Origin of the sequence: uncultured Negativicoccus sp. (genome assembly GCF_902480485.1) — a bacterium.
GTDB classification, from domain to species: Bacteria; Bacillota; Negativicutes; order Veillonellales; family Negativicoccaceae; genus Negativicoccus; species Negativicoccus succinicivorans.
This window is the reverse complement of sequence record NZ_CABSTC010000026.1, coordinates 1-17788: the sequence shown is the minus strand read 5'-3', so window position 1 is coordinate 17788 and position 17788 is coordinate 1. Positions and strand designations below refer to the sequence as shown.

The window sequence follows — 17788 nt, the reverse complement described above, 5'->3', positions numbered from 1 at the left end:
GCACATTGGCGTTAATTCATTGCATTGTTCAGTTTTCAAAGAACCGTGTCGCTTCGTGCGACTTCATTTATACTATCATGTCCCGACCCCGACTGTCAAGAATTTATTTTCGTTCTTGATCATTTTTTAGCCGCTCGTTGACAGAGCGTCTACATCGGGTTGGTAGTACACAAGCGAAATTTATTGTAGCACACGAAAATGAACTTGCCAATTGCTTTTTCCATTTTTTACGACGTAATGTCGCGTTCGTATGCTTCTTTATTTATATATCCTTATATGCGTAATTGTAACCGTTTGCAAGTTGTTGCCGCGCAACCAAAAAGGAGCGCCGTAGCGCTCCTTTGACTGTGCGGGTATGCGCACGAATTATTTCGTTTGGTACATGCCGCTCGGTTCTTCGTTGAGGTTGATCAGGATGCTCTTCACCTGGGTGTAGTGATCCAAGATCATGGCATGGGTTTCACGACCGATACCGGACTGCTTGTAACCGCCGAACGGTGCGCCCGCCGGAATCTGGTTGTAGGTGTTGACCCACATGCGGCCGGTTTCAATGCCGCGCGCCACACGGATGGCTTTGTTGATATTGGTGGTGAAGACGCCGCCGCCGAGGCCGTAAATGCTGTCGTTGGCCAAGCGGATGACTTCTTCTTCATCTTTAAATTTCTGTACAACAACGACCGGTCCGAAGATTTCTTCCTGCGCGATCTTCATGTCGTTGGTCACATCCGCAAAGATTGTCGGTTCGATGAAGAAACCTTTGTCGAGGCCGTCTTTGGTAATGCGTTTACCGCCGGCCACAAGGCGCGCTCCTTCTTCTTTACCGATTTCCACATATTTGAGCACTTTCTTGAGCTGATCTTCATAAATCAAGGCGCCCATTTGCGTATCCGCATCGAGCGGGTTGCCGACTTTGACTTTCTTGAAGAGTTTCGCCAGACGTTCCACGAATTCATCGTAGATCGATTCCTGAACGAAAATACGCGAGCCCGCGCAGCAGACCTGACCCTGGTTGAAGAGGATGCCGAGTTGCGCGCCGTCCATGGCAACGTCCCAGTCCATATCCTCAAAGAAAATGTTGGCCGATTTGCCGCCGAGTTCCAAAGTGGCCGGAATCATGTGTGAGCAGGCCGCTTCGTATACGCCCTGGCCGACAGCGGTCGAACCGGTGAACGCCAATTTACTGAAGCCTTTATTTTGCAGCATGTATTCGCCCGCTTTGGAGCCGCTGCCGGTGATGATGTTCAGAACGCCTTTCGGCAAAATGCCCGCTTCATCAATCAAGCGCGCCAATTCCAAGATGGAAAGCGAGGTGTGGCTCGACGGTTTTAATACGACCGTGCAGCCCGCCGCCAATGCCGGCGCCAATTTCCACGCCGCCATCAGGAACGGGAAGTTCCACGGAATAATCTGACCAACGACGCCGATCGGTTCGCGAAGGATGAGGCTGAGCGTGTTTTCGTCAAGCATTGTCGCCGAGCCTTCCCGACCGCGCAGAAGACCGCCGAAGTAACGGAAGTGATCCGCCGCGAACGGAACATCGGCCGCCATCGTTTCACGAATCGGTTTACCGTTGTCAAGCGTTTCCACCGTCGCCAAATGTTCTTTATTGGCATCGATCAGATCCGCGATCGCCGTCAGCACTTGCTGACGTTCCTGCGGCGTGGTTTTTTTCCAGCTTTCAAATGCTTCTTGCGCCGCCACTACCGCTTTTTCCACATCGGCTTCGGTGGCTTCCGCGATTTTCGCCAGTTCTTTGCCGTCAATCGGGCTGTGTACGGCAATCAGTTCTTTATCACCGGCCGCAACCCATTCACCGCCAATATAAAGATCGTATTTCTTTTGCAATTTTGCTTTCATCAATACCATCCTCTCTACGTGCTCGTCTTCATTTCGAATTTTATCTATATGATATGAATTGATTATACCATGCTCATCTTTAATATTCAAGCGTTTCGATATACTAAAAGAACCATTTACCTCCGCATTTTCTTTTTTCATCATGCGCCATATGAAAAAGCCCCTCTGCGCGAGGGGCTTTTCGTATGTACGGGAAAGCGAGTTTACGATTCGGACGCGGCGGTCGTGCCGGCGCCAAATGTTTCGGAATCTTCCACCTGCGCGCGGTAGCGCCGATGAGCGTCACTGCCGACGGAGAGTACGCTGTGCGCATGCCCGTAGAATAAATAAATCAACAGTCCGACAAAAAGCCAGCCGCCGAACATCATGAACGTATGCACGGAAAGATTGCTGAAAATATAGCCGCAGAAGACGATCCCCAATGTGGCCATCGGGTAAAGCGCCGGACAGCGGAACGGGCGCGGCAACTCCGGATGCTGTTTCCGCAAAATCATGACGCCGAGCAACGAGCAAAGAAACGCGAAGAGCGTGCCCGCGCTCGTCATTTCCGCGATGACATGAATCGGGGTAAGCCCCGCCATGATGGCAACGAGCGTGCCGACGATCAACGTGACTTCCACCGGCGTGCCGGTTTTGGCGTTTACTTTGGAGAACGATTTCGGCAACAGGCCGTCACGGCTCATGGCGAAGAAAACACGGCTTTGCGCAAAAAGGAAAACCAAAATGACGGTCGAAAGGCCGCAAAGCGCGCCGGTACCGACCAGCGCCGAGCCGAACGAGTAGCCGAGATGGCGCAAGACGTAGGCGACCGGTTCCGCGTTATTCAAAGCACTGTAAGGAACGACGCCGGTCAAGACGGCGCTGACCGCGATGTAAAGCAAGGTGCAGATCAAGAGCGACGCGATGATGCCGATCGGCATGTCGCGATTCGGATTATTCGTTTCTTCCGCCGCGGTAGCGATGCAGTCAAAGCCGATGTACGAGAAGAAAATAACCGCCGTGCCCGCTGAGACGCCGTGCCAACCAAAAGGCAATACCGGTATCCAGTTAGCGGGTTCCACACTCGGCGCCGCGAGGAAAAGGAAAATAAAAATCGCCGCGACTTTGATGAAGACGAGAATTTTATTGACGCGCGCGGATTCTTTCGTGCCTCGAATCAAAAGCAAGGTGATGATCCCGACAATGATCATCGCCGGCAAATTGATCAGCCCGCCTCCCATCGGTCCCGCCGTCAGCGCCTGCGGCAAATGAAAACCGGTCGATTTCAACAAGCCAGCCAGGTACGCGCTCCAACCGACCGCGACTGTCGCCGAACCGACGGAATATTCCAAAATCAGTCCCCAGCCGACGAGCCACGCGACGATTTCACCGAGCGTGCTGTACGTGTACGTATAGCCCGAGCCCGCCACCGGCAAGGCCGCTGCCAGTTCCGAATACGCGAGTGCGACGAACGCGCAGGTGATCCCCGCCAAAATAAAGGAAAGCATGATGCCCGGACCGGCATAGTCCGCCGCGACCACACCCGTCAGCACGAAGATGCCCGTGCCGATAATGATGCCCAAACCGAGCAAGGTGATGTCGATCGCGTTCAAACCTTTTTTCAGCGAACTCTGCGCTAAATTATGTTGAAACATTCCCAACGACTTTTTGCGAAACAGCTCCATTTATTCTCCTCTTTCTTTTGCTAAAAACATTACGTTTTCTATACTATCACAAAAAAACTTGAAAAATACCGTATATACGAAATGAATATATGTTGTATACTATTTGCGTTTTGTGAATGATTAGTGTAACCTGATAAATTTTCATGACCGCGCTTTTATTCTTGCCAGTTTTGGGGTCAATTGCTACAATAAATAAATGAATGAACTGCGAGGAGGACTGTATGAATCATTTTTGGAAAGAAGTATGGGATTGGGTTTATTCAATCATTGTGGCATTGGCGTTGGCCATGCTGATTCACATTTTTATTTTTGTGCCGACCCGCGTCGCCGGCGAATCGATGGTGCCGACGCTGCATAACGGTCAGTATTTATTGGTTTCCAAAATCAGCCACGTGCTGCGGGAATTGCCCGACTACGGACAAATTGTCATCATCGACAGCCGCACGCAACGGCCGCGCGATTGGGGCGACGATTTCGCGGAGCCTGCGTACAACTACATGTCGCTTGTGGATTCCTCGTACGCGGCGAACTACATTTGGGTTAAACGCGTTATCGGTCATCCGGGGGATCGTCTCGGTTTCCGCGACGGGCATGTTTACCGAAACGGCCGCGCGCTGAACGAACCGTACATCAACGAACCGATGAAATTTAACTTAGACGGTGAGTTTATCGTTCCCGAGGGCACGGTATTCGTCATGGGCGACAACCGCAACCACTCCAGTGACAGCCGTTACATCGGACCGGTACCGATCGGTCATGTGTTGGGCAATGTGGTGTACGAATTTTAAGCGCAAAAAAACACTCCGTACGGAGTGTTTTTTATTGTCTTATTTTACTTTTGTGATGATGAAGCGTTGCGGCGACGTCGTCTCATCCGCGACGAAATGGCACACGGGCGTGAGCGCGTGTACGTACGCGCGCAACCACAGCGCCCAAAGCGTCAACCATTCTTCCTGCGCGAGTTCGATAGCCTGCCAAATATCCTGCAAAAAAGGCAACGGCATTTCCCAGGCAAAAAGCTCGTCACTGGCCGCCAATACGTTGACTTCCTGCGGCCACGTCGGGATCCCCCACAGACTTTGCGTCAACGTCTGTGCCGCTTGCAACGCCGTATCCACCGACAGCGCCGAACGTCGCGCTTCCATGCCTTGCCACTGGCCGTCGCGCGTCCAAATACCGGCGGTCAGTTCCGATGCCGGCGCCACCTCGAAATCATAAAGCGCGGCGATATATGCCGCCTCGCGCGTGAGCGCCGTGCGCGCCACTGTCGCCAACGGCGTCAGGTCGTCCGTATCGGCGGGTAACAGATCTTTCAAACGGTAGTCCGGCGTCTGCGGTTTGCCGTATTGCAAAACGACCTCCGCGTACCGCCGATCCGCTTCCTGTCCGAAAACGCGTCGCGCCGCCTCGTGCAAGCGCAGAAAACGGCCGTCACTCGCGGCCGCCTGCGCGAAAATAAGCGCTGCTCGATTGGTTTCCATCAGACCTCCTTGCGCAATTTACGATGAATTTGCGCCAAAAGATCGGCTTCGCTGACGGAGTGCTCCGCCGCGAGCGCGCCCAAGGTCGTCGACATTTCATCGGGCAACGAAATGCCGTATTCCTGCAGTACGCTCACCGTCTGCGGGTACATGGTGAACAATTCCTGCAGCGGCGTATCTCCCGTGATCAGTTCCTTACCGAGTTTATCGGCCAGGTATTCATTCATTTCGCCCATGATTTCAAAAATATCGAGGCCGTGCACCTGGCACGCTTCCCACAAACTTTCGTCGTAGGAAATGACGCAACCGATGCAATGCATGCCGTATTCCATAAACAGCGGACCCATCTCCGGATACACCGTCAGAATTTGCATCAAATTGTCATCCGGACGCACGAAATCGCCATGATGCAGCGTCCGCGCCGCCGGGCGTTCATCCCAGTCGGTCGGTGGCGCGGGATCATACGCGAGATTGTAAAAATCGCCCCCCGACGTATATTCCGGCGGCAAGGCCGAAGCGTCCGTCAACGGCTCGACGCCGAGCACTTCGCGACGAAACGCGTCCAGCCCGATACGTTCCACAAAATGCGGCAGCGTTTCAAATTTTTCCTGATTCGTGTAGAAAGCGCCCGCGCGTTCCAAAATCCGCACGGCATCATCAGGCATGCTCACGAAACCGACAAAGACATTATCGCCGAGAAATACTTCCCAGCCGTCTTCCATGCCGACCGCGCGCAACGGCAACGGCGTCTCGATATCGCAGGTGACGACATCTCGCGGCCATTCCGCGTACGGCGACATGCCCGTCGCGATCAACAGCGGCGCGACTTCATCGGCGGCGATTCCCGCCATCGTCACATCGCCGTTCGGCTGCAGAATGATGCTCGCCTGATACATTTTCGCCGCGTCTTCCGCCGTCTTCAAAAACGCCTTGCGTCCTTCGCCTTTGGTGGCGAAATGAACCGCCAACGCATAGGTCATATTGCTCAACTCCACGTCACTCCTTCGTTTCGGCCGCAGTAATCACGCCGGCGCGTTCAAGCGCCGCCAGATTAATATGGCAGTAGCCCTGCGGATGTTTCTTTAAATAGTTTTGATGCTCCTCTTCCGCGGTATAAAAATTTTCCAGCGGCAATAATTCCGTCTGTATTTTTTTACCGCCGAGAACAGCAGGTTCTTCATGAATCGTCATCGCGCCCTCTTGGTCGCGCTGCTGCAAACGGTTAAAATATTGCTCCAGCATCGGCTCATCGGCGGGATCGGTATAGTACACGCCGGTCCGATATTGACTGCCGATGTCATTGCCCTGACGATTTTTACTGTACGGATCAATGACGGTGAAGAAAACGCCGAGAATGTCCGTCAACGCGATCTTTTGCGGATCATACGTTACCTTGACCGTTTCGGCCGCGCCGGTTTCATCCGTGCACACATCTTCATAGCTCGGCGCCGACTGCTTGCTGTTGGCGTAGCCGACTTCCGTCGCGATGACTCCCGGCAAACGTGAAAACACTTCTTGCAATCCCCAGAAGCATCCTCCCGCCAAATAAATTTCCCGCATTGTGTCCTCCTCGTCCTTGCCGTTCGCCTAAAATGCCGCGGCGATAAAAGCCCGTCTACGGCATACTGTCAGCCGCTCAATACCACTCATTAATATACACGCGCTGCGACGGATATAATCGATCCAGCAACGCGATCGCTTCCGCATCCCCCGTCAGGCGTCCCGCGCGCGCCAAGGCGCCGGCCGTCAGCCGTCCGATGAGCATGACGCCGAGCGTGCCGATATCCGTCGTCACGTCTGCCGCGTCTTTGGTCGGTTCGACGCGACTGCGACCGTCCGTCGCCGTCACGCGATATGTTTCCGTCGCGCCCTCGGGCAGTGTGACCGCGACATTTAACGCGCCGGCAACCGCCGCCGGAATTTGCGACCAAAACTTGGCCACATCCGCGATGCGAATCATCATGAACGGAAACGTTTCATTTTGCGTATAAATATGTTCCGCGCCGTCCGGCCACGTCAGATAGGAAGCGTCATCCAGCGGAGCGAAACGCACCCAGTCTTTGAACTCGCCCGCCTGTTGACGAATGAATTGATATAACGCGCGATCGCCCGCCGCGGTCGGCGAAATCCATTCTCCGACCAACAGCGTTTCGTCCTGGCGCGAGAAAAATACATAGCCGAGCGACTGCGCTCCTTCATACGCGACCACCGCGTATCCTTCCGCCAGCTGGCCGCGCACCAGTCGTGCAAATGTTTCCGCGTCCCGTTCGGCGCAGCCGGAAACGCCCGCCATCGCCGCCCGATATAAATCAACAAGAGGTTGCACGGAACTTTCCCGCGCCAACCATTCGTAATGAATATCGCCCGCCGGCAGCGCGTACGCCTGCGCGCGCGACTCAAACGCGCTCCGCCGCCGCCACTGGTGGCAATACAGCGACCAGCCGCGCGGGATATAAAAACCCGCCGCCGACGGCATCAAAATATTGGCGTAGCGTCCGAGACGATTACCTTCCGCCAGCGCCGCCTGTAAAAGCGCACCGGCATAGCCGCGACCGCGCGCCGCCGGATGCGTCGCCAGTCCCACGATATACGTCACCGGCACGGACGCGCCGCGGATCGAAAGCGTATAACGCCGCAAATGTAACGCCGCCGCAAGCCTCGTCTCCGTAGTATATAAAAGCGTTTCCTCGGGACGGTAGCATTCCCGAAAATAAAATGGAAAAAACGGTTCCTCGCGTTTTTCAAAGTGGTAATCCCAGAGCGCCTCTACCGCCGCGCGGTCGCGCTCTTGCGCCGTACGTATCATTCACTGAGCTCCCGCGCCAACGGCTTGCCGCAAACGCCGTCGGCCAAATATACGTCATATGTTTCCGCGAAATGATCCGGATGGTAGCTTTCTTTCGCCTGCCGCATACCATCGATGCCCATATCTTCCTCGCGGTTGATAAATTCGGTATCCGCCCAGGCGTGGCTGACGAATTCCTGATTGATGATCTGGAAACTGCCGCGCACATTCGGATTTGCTTTTTCAAAGTGAACTACCGCCAACTTCGGGTGGATATACTCGCCGATCGAAAACGCGATGATCTTGCCGTAAATCCGAATCGCGCCACCCTTCACGCCGAGCGCGTCCCAGTTGTCAAACACCCGTTCGATGCCGACCCGTTCCGCCGCCATATCTTCCGTCGTCTGGTGTTCGTCGAGCCATTCATCGGCCACCGCCAAACATTCTTCTTTATGCTCCGGTCCGAGGTCCACATACTCGTAGCCCACATAATCCCGCCGAAACGCGTTCACGTGGTTTTTCTTTTGCCGTAACGACTTGCCCGGCAGGTTGATTAAATCGCTTGTCTTATAAATGTATTCAAAATTATCGCGGTCGCGTTCATAGCGATAGCAGCTCGGACACAGCTCCTTCATCCGCTCCACGACCCACGGTGAAACGCCTTTCAAAAGGAACGGTAAATGCTGCTCCGCGAACCAATCTTCGGCCTTGCGCAGTCCCGCCACAAAGGAATTATTTTCGCCCGCGAACGGCGGCAATAAAAACTCGTGACCGTACCGACCCGCGCGAATAAACAGAATATCGTCTTCGACCGCCCACGCCAGGCGAAACGCATCCTGCCAAATGAAAAGCGTACCGAACGCGCATTCCGATTGTTCGTAATGATGTTCACTGAAAAATCGATCTAAAATCGGTTTATCTTCGATGGCAAACGGTTGAAAATTAATGATGATTCACTCCTGTTCGTAGTCTTTCTTTTGTTATCGATTTTTTTCTATTTACCATTTTAGCACAGCTCCAAGAGCGTGTCACCTGCGTCCGCGTCATGGTATAATGACCTCATTACAAAGGAGTCGTTATGGAATTTATCGCTTTTGATTTTGAGACGGCGACGCAGTCGCCCGCCAGCGCCTGCTCGCTTGCCGTCGTGCGTTTCACCGAAGACGGCGCGCAGGAAACCGTCGCGCATTTATTTCCGCCGCCGGAAATGAAATTTGACGATGACAATATCCGCATCCATCAGATTCGTCCCGCCGACGTCGCGGACCTGCCAACCTTACCCGCCATTTGGGAGGACTTTGCGCCGTATTTTGACGGCACATTTTGCGTCGCGCACAATGCGAAATTCGACACGGAAGTTTTACGCGCGTCACTTTCCTACTACGGACTGACGCTGCCTTCCTTTCAATACGGCGACACCGTCACGCTCGCGCGGCGCGTGTGGCCCGATCTGCCGTCGTACGCGCTCAATCGTGTCGGTGATTTCCTCGGCCTGACCTTTCATCATCACCGCGCCGATGAAGACGCCTTGATCTGCGGTGAAATCGTCCGTCACGCGTTGCAAGAAACAGGGCACACCGACGCATTCGCCATGTTCCGAGAACTCGGCCTCGGCCCGCACGCTTTTTTAGGCGAAGCCGGCTGGTCGCAAGGCGCGTTATTCTGATCTTCTGCGCATACGCCAACATAGTTTTGGTATTCGTACATAAATCGTATTTTGATAAGGAGTTTTTATGCCAACACCGACGCCGCTCGCGCGGTATACCTGGTCGTACGGTCAGGGACGTGCCACGCTCAGCGCCTCCGAAAATGGTTTGATCGCTTTCACGCCGGCCGCGGCGCTCGCCGCGCGCGCGCATTGGGAAGCTCCCGCCGAACAATTTAGTATTGCCGGTTGCGGTTTCGGTATCGAACAGGCCACCAATTGGATCGATACCGCGCTCTTGCAAATCGACGAATACCTCGCCGGCACGCGGCAACATTTCATCGTGCCCTTTGATCTCGCCGGCACGGAATTTGATCGCTCGGTCTGGCGTTCGCTGCAGGAAATTCCTTACGGCGAAACCGTCACCTACGGTCGCGTCGCGCAAGCGCTCGGTCGTCCCGGCGCCGCCCGCGCCGTCGCCAACGCCTGCGGTCGCAATCCCCTGCCGCTTTTCATTCCCTGTCACCGCGTCGTCGCGCAAAACGGCCCCGGCGGCTACCACGATGTGGAAGGCGTACAAACGAAATTATTTTTATTGCGTCACGAAGGCGTGCGCATATGAAAAACACTCCCCGTAATAGGGAGTGCTTTTTCTTGCTTGTGTTCTTGATATTTCTTTATATATTAATACAACAAAAGCACGTCTGTTTGCCGTGCCTTTTCGTTTTTTCAAATCGTAATGCCAGTTCTTCACCGCGATACGGTCATGACTTCGCAATGATCTTTGCCGCGCGAATTATTTTTTGTGCGCGGCGGAAGCGGCGGTGTCGAGTCCCTGATGCATACGGAAGAATTCGACGAAGAGTTCGACGACAGTGCCGGCGTAACGTTTATCCTGCCAAACGAGCGCGGCGCGCCAGGCAAGGTCGGTGTCGACGAGCGGTCGATCCACGAGATTCGGATACAGTTGCGGCACGAATCGCCCGAGCGGTTCGGGCAATAAGGTAACGCCGACATTCGCATCGGCGAAGGCCGCGAGCAAACTCCATTCATAGGCCTGAATGGCGATTTGCGGACGCATTTCACGCGCCTGGAAATTGCGGATGATACTGCGGTACAAGGTGGTTTCGTTCGTAAACGTAATGAGTTTGGTCGTGGCGAGGTCCTCAATGGTAAGCGCGTCTTTGGCCGCGAGCGGATGGTCTTTGTGCAGAAATGCATGTACTTCTTCGCGCGGCAAAAGCAGCGTCTCATGATCACCGTTGATCGTCGGTACAATGCAAAAGCCGCAATGCACCGCGCCGCTCTCCAACAGTTCTTCCACGATCGCCGTCGGACGTTCGACGAGTTCGATGGCAAGATAAGGATACGCGGCGGAAAAGTCGCGCAGCAGTTCCGGCAGATAAATCGTGCCGACCATCGGCGCGACGCCGAGGACGATTTTCCCCTGACGACGCAACTCCGGTGAAACGATGTCCGCTTCCAGCCGATAGTATTGATCGAGAAACTCCTCCACTTTCGGCAAGATGACTTCGCCCGCATCGGTCAGCGCGATCGTCTTGCCCTGGCGATGAAAAAGTTGCACGCCCCAACGTTCTTCCAACGCGCGGATGGCTTTGGAAATCGACGGCTGGCTGATGTGCAGACTTTGCGAGGCGCGCGTGAAGGATTTCCAGTGCGCGACTTCGCTGAAGTATTGTAAATGTAACAGCTCCATGAGCTTCCCCTTTACTTTTACCGACGAAGAGAGTAGAATGAATCTACTGTTTTCTTTGGACTTAACAGGCCTTTGCGCCTCACTGTTCTTATTTTACTATATATTTACCATTTTAGGAGAATTTTATGTGGTGGTTTAGGGCCGCTTGGCAAATCGTCCTTTTGAGCGGCATTTTTTATTTGAGTGAACAAGCGGTACGCGCCATCGGCCTGCCGGTGCCCGGCGCACTCTTAGGCATGGCGCTGCTGTTTCTCGCGCTCCAATACAAAATCGTGCGGCTGGAATGGGTGGAAGACGGCGCGGATCTTTTAATTCGCGATCTGCTGCTGTTCTTTATTCCGCCGGCAGTCGGCATCATGCAGTACACCAATTTATTCGGCGTACTCGGTTCAAAACTGATCGGCGCGGTGGCGATCAGCATTCTGATCGTGCTGTGGATCATTTCGCTGTGCACGGTGCTGGTAATGCGCGCGCGACGGAAAGGATGGAAACGGTTATGATAGCGATTCTACTTTCCCTCTGCGGGACGCTCGCGGCGTACTACCTGATCAAAGCGTTGTACCTGCGCACGGGTTCGCTTTGGTTCATGCCGCTCGTCTTGTGTCCGATCGCGATTGTCGCGTTGCTGCTTTTTGCGGGCGTGCCGTATGAGGAATACCGCGGTGGCGGTTCGGTATTGCAGTGGTTGTTGGGACCGGCGACGGTGGCATTCGCCGTACCGCTTTACCGGCAACAAAACTTGATCCGCAAATATCTGCCGGAGCTTTCAATTGTCGGCATCGTCGCGGCCGCCACCGCGATCACGACGACGATGGGTATCGTGCATCTCTTCGGCGTGGATGAGAGCTACGTGCTGAGTCTCGCGCCGCGTTCGATCACGACGCCGCTGGCGATGAACGTCTCGGTGATGCTCGGCGGCAATGAAACGATCACCGCGGTGTTCGTTATTTTGACAGGCGTGATCGGCATGTTGATGACGGTCTCCATCATTCGGTTTTTGAATATTCACAATCCCTTACTGAAAGGTCTGCTCTTCGGCTTTACGGCGCACGGCACGGGCACGGCGCGCGCGTACGAAGAAAATGAAAAGGCCGGCGTCATGGCGTCGGTGGCGATGATCTTCATGGGCGTCATCACCGCTCTCATCGCGCCGTTTCTCGTTCCTTTGCTGTTGCATGTATTTTAATTTAAACCGGCGCAAGCCGGTTTTTTATTTCCGCAAGCACGTCCCGTTTTATCCAAAAAATACAAACCGTTTACCGAATTGCGAACGATTTTATATTTCTTTTGTAAATTGTTCGATATTTATTGACAGTCTACCTTCCTGCTGGTATTATGTGAAAGGGAAATAACAGAGAGCTCAAAAAAGTCCCCGCACTTTTTTGAGCTGTTTTTATGAGTAAGAAAGGAAGATTTCCTTGGCCGATTACGACGTGGTCATTATCGGCGCCGGACCCGCCGGAATTTTCACGGCGCTGGAGCTGGCCGATACCGGACAAAAAGTCTTAATCCTGGAAAAAGGACATGACATCGCCATGCGCGCGTCCCAAAACGCGGATCGCGCGACGCCGCTCGAAGAACGCCGCCGCAATATCGTTTGCGGCTGGGGCGGCGCCGGCGCGTTTTCCGACGGCAAGTTGACGCTGACGACGGAATACGGCGGCAACTTGGATGACTTCATGAGCAAGGCCGCCCTGCAAAAAGAGATCGACCATGTCGATGCCGTATACAGTCAATACGGCGGAGCGGATCGTAAAGTCTACGGCGATGAGCACGCGGAAGCGATCGCGCAGCTGAAGCGGCGCGCGGCCGCCGCCGATCTCGCGCTGATCCCGGCGCGCATTCGCCATCTCGGCACGGACGTCAATGTTAAAATTCTGAAAAACATGCGCGAAGCGCTCGCGGGTAAAGTCGATATCCGTTGCGATACGGAAGTGACCGAGCTCGTGTCCGAAGGTGGGCGCGTGCAAGGCGTCAAGGTCGGCGACGAATACATCGGCGCCAAGTACCTCGTCGCCGCGCCGGGTCGTGAAGGTTCGGAATGGTTCGTGACGCAGGCTAAGCATTACGGTCTTGAACTTTCGAGCAACGCCGTCGATATCGGCGTGCGCGTCGAAACGCCCGCGGAAATCTTCCAACATATTACCGATATCGTTTACGAGTCGAAGTTGCTTTACTTCTCGCGCTCATTTGACGATCAGGTACGCACTTTCTGCATGAATCCGAACGGCTTTGTCGTCACGGAAAACAACGGCGGCCTGCTGACGGTGAACGGGCACAGCTACGCGCACAAGAAGAGTCCCAACACGAACTTCGCGCTGCTCGTTTCGAAACGTTTCACGCAGCCGTTCAAAGAGCCGATCGCGTACGGTAAATCGATCGCTCGTCTCGCCAATCTTTTGGGCGACGGCCCGATCGTGCAGCGCCTCGGCGATTTACGTGACGGACGTCGTTCGACGCCCGAACGGATTCGCCGCGGTCTGGTCCATCCGACGATGCCGTCGGCGACGCCCGGCGATCTCTCGCTGGTACTGCCGTATCGTCATCTGGTCGATATTATGGAAATGTTTGAAGCACTGGATGCCGTCGCGCCCGGAGCGAATTCGCGCCACACGCTGTTATACGGCGTGGAAGCGAAATTCTATTCCTCGCGTCTGCAATTATCCGATCAATTGGAAACGACTATTCCCAACTTTTTCGCCGCCGGTGACGGAGCCGGTATCACCCGCGGTCTGATTCAGGCATCTGTCGCCGGCGTTATCGTGGGTCGCGAGATCCGCCGTCGGGAAACCGAAGCCAAAGGAGGCCATTCGCATGATTGAACGTTATACGAAACCCGAAATGGGTAAAATTTGGACGGAAGAACACGAATTCCGCCGCATGCTCGATGTCGAAATTTACGCTTGTGAAGCGCAAGCGGAGTTAGGCGTCATTCCGAAAGAAGCCGTGAAAACGATTCGTGAAAAAGCGGATTTCAAAGTGGAACGCATTCATGAAATCGAAGCGGAAATCAACCATGACATTATTTCCTTTTTAACCGCCGTCGGTGAATTCGTCGGTGAAGATTCTAAATACATCCACATGGGTCTCACCTCTACGGATGTCAAGGACACCGCGCTCTGCTCCATGCTCTGCGACGCGACCGATCTTTTAATCAAAGACCTGGAAGCGTTCCACGAAGTATTGCGCCGCCGCGCCGTGGAATTCAAATATACGGAAATGGTCGGCCGGACGCACGGCATTCACGCGGAACCGACCACATTCGGTCTGAAATTGCTCCTTTGGTACGATGAGACGGAACGCAATCTGCGTCGTCTGCGTACGGCGCGCGAAGAAATCGCCGTCGGTAAAATTTCCGGCGCTGTCGGAACCTACGCCAACGTCGATCCCTTCGTAGAAAAATACGTTTGCGAAAAATTGGGCCTCACGCCGTCTAAGATTTCGACGCAGGTGTTGCAGCGCGATCGCCACGCGGCCTACATCACGACGCTCGCCGTCATCGCCAGCTCCCTGGATAAATTCGCCACCGAAATCCGCAACCTGCAACGCACGGATATTCGTGAAGCGGAAGAATATTTCTCGCCGAAACAAAAAGGTTCGTCGGCCATGCCGCACAAACGTAACCCGATTACCTGCGAACGCGTCAGCGGTCTTGCGCGCGTCATGCGCGGTTACAGTATTCCGGCGCTCGAAGACGTGGCGCTGTGGCATGAACGCGACATCTCGCACTCCTCAGTCGAACGCGTCATCTTGGCCGACGCGACGATCACCTTGGATTACATGCTGCAGATTTTCACGCGCGTCGTCGATAAACTGCTCGTTTATCCGGACACCATGCGCGCCAACCTGAACAAAACCGGCGGTCTCATCTACAGCCAGCGCGTGCTCTTGGCGCTTGTCGACAAAGGCGCGATGCGTGACGACGCGTACCGCTGGGTACAGCGCAACGCGATGAAACGTTGGCTGGAAGGGGAAGATTTCCTCGAAAACTTGTTGAAAGATGAAGATATCCGTCGCTATTTAAGTGAAGATGAAATTCGCGCCCGTTTCGATCCGCACGCCATGCTGACGCACGTGGACGAGGTCTTCGCACGCTTCGGCTTATAAGAGAAAGGATGTAACCTAATGACTACAGCAATGGTCATCGGCACTCAATGGGGTGACGAAGGAAAAGGTAAAATCGTCGACTACTTGGCGGCTCGCGCCGATGTCGTCGTACGTTCGCAAGGCGGCAACAACGCCGGCCACACGGTCGTCGTCGACGGCCAGGCGTTCGCGCTGCGTCTGCTGCCGAGCGGCATTATGTACCCGGGCAAAGCATGCGTCATCGGCACCGGTGTCGTCATCGACCCGAAAGGTCTGATCGCCGAACTCGATTCGATTATTGAAAAAGGAATCGACGTTTCCGCGCTCGAAATTTCCGATCGCGCCCACGTGGTTTTCCCGTACCATAACCGCATTGACGAAGCGGAAGAACGGCTCAAAGGCGAGAAGAAAATCGGCACGACGAAAAACGGTATCGGCCCCTGCTACGCCGATAAAGTCAACCGCATCGGCATCCGCATGGCCGATCTTATGGATCGCGATGTGTTCGCGGAAAAATTACGTTGGAATTTGGCATCGAAAAACCGCCTGTTCCGTGATTTCTACCATGTCGAAGAATTTGATTTCGATACGATGTTTGAAGAATATTGCGGATATGCCGACCGTTTGCGCCCCTACGTGCGCGACACGAACTACAGCGTGCATGATTACATCGGCGAAGGCAAAAGCGTGCTCTTTGAAGGCGCGCAGGCGACCATGCTCGACCTCGACCACGGCACCTATCCCTTCGTCACGAGCTCGCACCCGATCGCGGGCGGCGCTTGCATCGGCGCCGGCATCGGTCCGCACCGCATGGAAAATATTTTTGGCGTGGTGAAAGCGTACAGCACGCGCGTCGGCGCGGGTCCCTTCCCAACCGAACTCACCGACGCCACCGGCGATCATTTGCGCGAACGCGCGCATGAATACGGCACCGTCACCGGTCGCCCCCGTCGCTGCGGCTGGCTCGACGCGGTCGGCGTGCGTTATGCCGCGATGCTGAACAGCTTGGATTACCTCGCGATCACGCGTTTGGATATCCTCGACGAACTCGAAACGATTAAAATCGGTAAGGCGTACCGCGATTCGAACGGTAACGAAGTTGCGCAGTATCCCGCCGACCTCAACCGCCTCGAAACGCTCGAGCCGGTCTATGAGGAAATGCCCGGCTGGCAGGAAGATATCACCGGCGTACGCAAGTACGAAGACTTGCCGGAAAACTGCAAGAAATATTTGGCGAAAATTTCTGAACTCACCGGCGTAAAACTCGGCATCATTTCCGTCGGTCCGGATCGTGAACAGACGATTGACCTCGTCAACGTACTGTAAACGTATAAAAAAGAACGCGCGAGCGCGTTCTTTTTTTGTGCCCTTTTTTACTTCCGACAGGAACGCATTTATACTCTATAAAAACGCTCACGCTCTGACGGAAAACATGAGCCGCGTAATCCTTCATATCTGCTTTCACACCGTTTGGACCTATCCTAAGAGAAGTTCTTACGCTTATTCGCCCTCGTCACGCACATCGCCAAACGAACCGCTTTTATCGCTCACGCGCAAGATTTTTTCTCGCGCGCAAGAAAGTATATTGTATACAAAGCACGAATGATTAAGATGGTTTATCTCCGTTTTGTTCTGATTCATTTTTCCCGAAATTCCATAAATACAAGAGAAATATTATTTATTCCCAAAATATTCTCTGAATATCATTTCGGATTGTTCGCCCCATTCTAAATTATGTATACAGTATTTTTCAGCATACGCTATTGTTATTCGAGTACCTTCTTTTTATAATGATACCTGTACAAAACAGTTAAAAGGGGGAGAAGGACATGAAAAACTTAGGTTTATCGGCGCGCATTTTCATTGCGCTCATTTTGGGGGTTATCGTCGGGCTTATGTTGCAGGGCAGTCCCGCCATCGCGACCGCTTGGATCAAACCGCTCGGCACATTGTTCCTGAATTGTATTAAATTGATTATCGTTCCGCTCGTATTCGCCTCGCTGATCGTCGGTGTGTGCGGCTTGGGTGACATCAAACGCCTCGGCGCGATCGGCGGCAAAGCATTCGGCTTTTACATGCTGACGACCGGTTTTGCCGTCACGCTCGGTCTGGTGCTAGCCAACGCGTTAAGCGTCGGCGCGGGTTTCGTGCTGCCGACCGGTGAACTCAGCGTGAAAGTGAAAGAAGCGCCTTCGATCGCATCCGTACTGCTCGGTATCATTCCGACGAATCCGATCAAAGCGCTGGCGGAAGGCAACATGCTGCAGATTATCTTCTTCGCGCTGCTCTTCGGTTGCGGCATCCTCGCCGTCGGCCAAAAAGCGCAGGTCGTGGAGCGTTTCTTTACCGGTCTCGCCGAAGTGATGTACAAAGTCACCGCGTGGATCATGCGGCTTGCGCCGATCGGCGTGTTCGGTCTGATCGTGCCGGTCGTCGCGGTAAGCGGCGCGGCGGTCCTGTTGCCGTTGCTGAAATTAATCGGCGTGGCGGCGTTGGCAAGCCTCATTCATGTGGCCGTTATTTATGGCGGTTTGGTGCGAATGCTGGGTAAAT

General features: G+C 54.2%; 17 protein-coding genes. 9 read left to right on the top strand and 8 right to left on the bottom strand.

All coding sequences use genetic code 11. The annotated features are described in order from the left end of the window. Nucleotides 1-366: 366 nt before the first annotated feature. The gene (locus tag RDN69_RS03245) at nt 367-1857 is read right to left on the bottom strand and encodes an aldehyde dehydrogenase family protein (RefSeq protein WP_288218256.1); all 1491 of its coding nucleotides are present in this window, start codon (nt 1855-1857) and stop codon (nt 367-369) included. Between the two features lie 203 nt (nt 1858-2060). Then, the gene (locus RDN69_RS03240) at nt 2061-3521 is read right to left on the bottom strand and encodes an amino acid permease (RefSeq protein ID WP_288218255.1); all 1461 of its coding nucleotides are present in this window, start codon (nt 3519-3521) and stop codon (nt 2061-2063) included. Between the two features lie 221 nt (nt 3522-3742). Between RDN69_RS03240 and lepB the strand changes: the two genes are divergently transcribed. Further along, nucleotides 3743-4309, top strand: a complete 567-nt coding sequence (gene lepB / locus RDN69_RS03235; RefSeq protein ID WP_034437211.1) for a signal peptidase I — start codon at nt 3743-3745, stop codon at nt 4307-4309. A gap of 39 nt (nt 4310-4348) precedes the next feature. On the opposite strand, the gene RDN69_RS03230 is transcribed toward lepB, so the two are convergent. From RDN69_RS03230 to RDN69_RS03210, 5 genes are all read right to left on the bottom strand, one after another. Beyond that, on the bottom strand, nt 4349-5002 hold the full coding sequence (locus RDN69_RS03230; protein ID WP_288218254.1) for a hypothetical protein: 654 nt from the start codon (nt 5000-5002) through the stop codon (nt 4349-4351). After that, on the bottom strand, nt 5002-5997 hold the full coding sequence (locus tag RDN69_RS03225; RefSeq protein WP_288218253.1) for a DUF1858 domain-containing protein: 996 nt from the start codon (nt 5995-5997) through the stop codon (nt 5002-5004). The genes RDN69_RS03230 and RDN69_RS03225 overlap by 1 nt, the downstream gene beginning before the upstream one ends. A 1-nt stretch (nt 5998) precedes the next feature. Then, on the bottom strand, nt 5999-6562 hold the full coding sequence (gene msrA, locus RDN69_RS03220) for a peptide-methionine (S)-S-oxide reductase MsrA (RefSeq protein ID WP_288218252.1): 564 nt from the start codon (nt 6560-6562) through the stop codon (nt 5999-6001). A 76-nt stretch (nt 6563-6638) separates the two neighbouring features. Beyond that, nucleotides 6639-7808 (bottom strand): enhanced intracellular survival protein Eis, encoded by a 1170-nt coding sequence (eis, locus tag RDN69_RS03215; RefSeq protein ID WP_288218251.1) that lies wholly within the window; start codon nt 7806-7808, stop codon nt 6639-6641. Beyond that, nucleotides 7805-8698, bottom strand: coding sequence for a DUF2156 domain-containing protein (locus RDN69_RS03210; protein WP_306769714.1), 894 nt, complete (start codon nt 8696-8698; stop codon nt 7805-7807). Before RDN69_RS03210 ends, eis begins: the two co-directional genes overlap by 4 nt. 167 nt (nt 8699-8865) lie before the next feature. Here RDN69_RS03210 and RDN69_RS03205 point away from each other — a divergent pair, with 167 nt between their 5' ends. Both RDN69_RS03205 and RDN69_RS03200 read left to right on the top strand, forming a co-directional pair. Beyond that, nucleotides 8866-9453 carry a 3'-5' exonuclease gene (locus RDN69_RS03205; RefSeq protein WP_288218250.1) on the top strand — a complete coding sequence of 196 codons (588 nt, stop codon included), beginning with the start codon at nt 8866-8868 and terminating at the stop codon, nt 9451-9453. A gap of 67 nt (nt 9454-9520) precedes the next feature. Further along, the gene (locus RDN69_RS03200; protein WP_288218249.1) at nt 9521-10054 is read left to right on the top strand and encodes a methylated-DNA--[protein]-cysteine S-methyltransferase; all 534 of its coding nucleotides are present in this window, start codon (nt 9521-9523) and stop codon (nt 10052-10054) included. A gap of 174 nt (nt 10055-10228) precedes the next feature. Here the strand turns inward: RDN69_RS03200 and RDN69_RS03195 are convergent, their stop codons facing one another. Continuing rightward, on the bottom strand, nt 10229-11149 hold the full coding sequence (locus tag RDN69_RS03195; protein WP_288218248.1) for a LysR family transcriptional regulator: 921 nt from the start codon (nt 11147-11149) through the stop codon (nt 10229-10231). A 125-nt stretch (nt 11150-11274) separates the two neighbouring features. Between RDN69_RS03195 and RDN69_RS03190 the strand changes: the two genes are divergently transcribed. From RDN69_RS03190 to RDN69_RS03165, 6 genes are all read left to right on the top strand, one after another. After that, nucleotides 11275-11649 carry a CidA/LrgA family protein gene (locus RDN69_RS03190; protein WP_024048049.1) on the top strand — a complete coding sequence of 125 codons (375 nt, stop codon included), beginning with the start codon at nt 11275-11277 and terminating at the stop codon, nt 11647-11649. Beyond that, complete coding sequence (locus tag RDN69_RS03185) at nt 11646-12335, top strand: LrgB family protein (RefSeq protein WP_034437204.1); 690 nt, start codon at nt 11646-11648, stop codon at nt 12333-12335. The genes RDN69_RS03190 and RDN69_RS03185 overlap by 4 nt, the downstream gene beginning before the upstream one ends. A gap of 232 nt (nt 12336-12567) precedes the next feature. Then, nucleotides 12568-13971, top strand: a complete 1404-nt coding sequence (locus tag RDN69_RS03180) for an NAD(P)/FAD-dependent oxidoreductase (RefSeq protein WP_288218247.1) — start codon at nt 12568-12570, stop codon at nt 13969-13971. After that, nucleotides 13964-15256 carry an adenylosuccinate lyase gene (purB, locus tag RDN69_RS03175; protein ID WP_288218246.1) on the top strand — a complete coding sequence of 431 codons (1293 nt, stop codon included), beginning with the start codon at nt 13964-13966 and terminating at the stop codon, nt 15254-15256. Before RDN69_RS03180 ends, purB begins: the two co-directional genes overlap by 8 nt. Before the next feature lie 18 nt (nt 15257-15274). Beyond that, entirely contained in the window at nt 15275-16561 is a 1287-nt protein-coding gene (locus tag RDN69_RS03170) for an adenylosuccinate synthase (RefSeq protein ID WP_024048700.1), read from the top strand. Nucleotides 16562-17064: 503 nt separating this feature from the next. Continuing rightward, nucleotides 17065-17788, top strand: a 724-nt coding sequence (locus RDN69_RS03165) for a dicarboxylate/amino acid:cation symporter (protein WP_288218245.1), incomplete at its 3' end; no start/stop codon positions are given.

Coding starts and splice junctions, on each gene's coding strand:
- RDN69_RS03245 (WP_288218256.1), bottom strand. CDS start 1,857: ATGAAAGCAAAATTGCAAAAGAAATACGATCTTTATATTGGCGGTGAA.
- RDN69_RS03240 (WP_288218255.1), bottom strand. CDS start 3,521: ATGGAGCTGTTTCGCAAAAAGTCGTTGGGAATGTTTCAACATAATTTA.
- lepB (WP_034437211.1), top strand. CDS start 3,743: ATGAATCATTTTTGGAAAGAAGTATGGGATTGGGTTTATTCAATCATT.
- RDN69_RS03230 (WP_288218254.1), bottom strand. CDS start 5,002: ATGGAAACCAATCGAGCAGCGCTTATTTTCGCGCAGGCGGCCGCGAGT.
- msrA (WP_288218252.1), bottom strand. CDS start 6,562: ATGCGGGAAATTTATTTGGCGGGAGGATGCTTCTGGGGATTGCAAGAA.
- eis (WP_288218251.1), bottom strand. CDS start 7,808: ATGATACGTACGGCGCAAGAGCGCGACCGCGCGGCGGTAGAGGCGCTC.
- RDN69_RS03205 (WP_288218250.1), top strand. CDS start 8,866: ATGGAATTTATCGCTTTTGATTTTGAGACGGCGACGCAGTCGCCCGCC.
- RDN69_RS03200 (WP_288218249.1), top strand. CDS start 9,521: ATGCCAACACCGACGCCGCTCGCGCGGTATACCTGGTCGTACGGTCAG.
- RDN69_RS03195 (WP_288218248.1), bottom strand. CDS start 11,149: ATGGAGCTGTTACATTTACAATACTTCAGCGAAGTCGCGCACTGGAAA.
- RDN69_RS03190 (WP_024048049.1), top strand. CDS start 11,275: ATGTGGTGGTTTAGGGCCGCTTGGCAAATCGTCCTTTTGAGCGGCATT.
- RDN69_RS03185 (WP_034437204.1), top strand. CDS start 11,646: ATGATAGCGATTCTACTTTCCCTCTGCGGGACGCTCGCGGCGTACTAC.
- purB (WP_288218246.1), top strand. CDS start 13,964: ATGATTGAACGTTATACGAAACCCGAAATGGGTAAAATTTGGACGGAA.
- RDN69_RS03170 (WP_024048700.1), top strand. CDS start 15,275: ATGACTACAGCAATGGTCATCGGCACTCAATGGGGTGACGAAGGAAAA.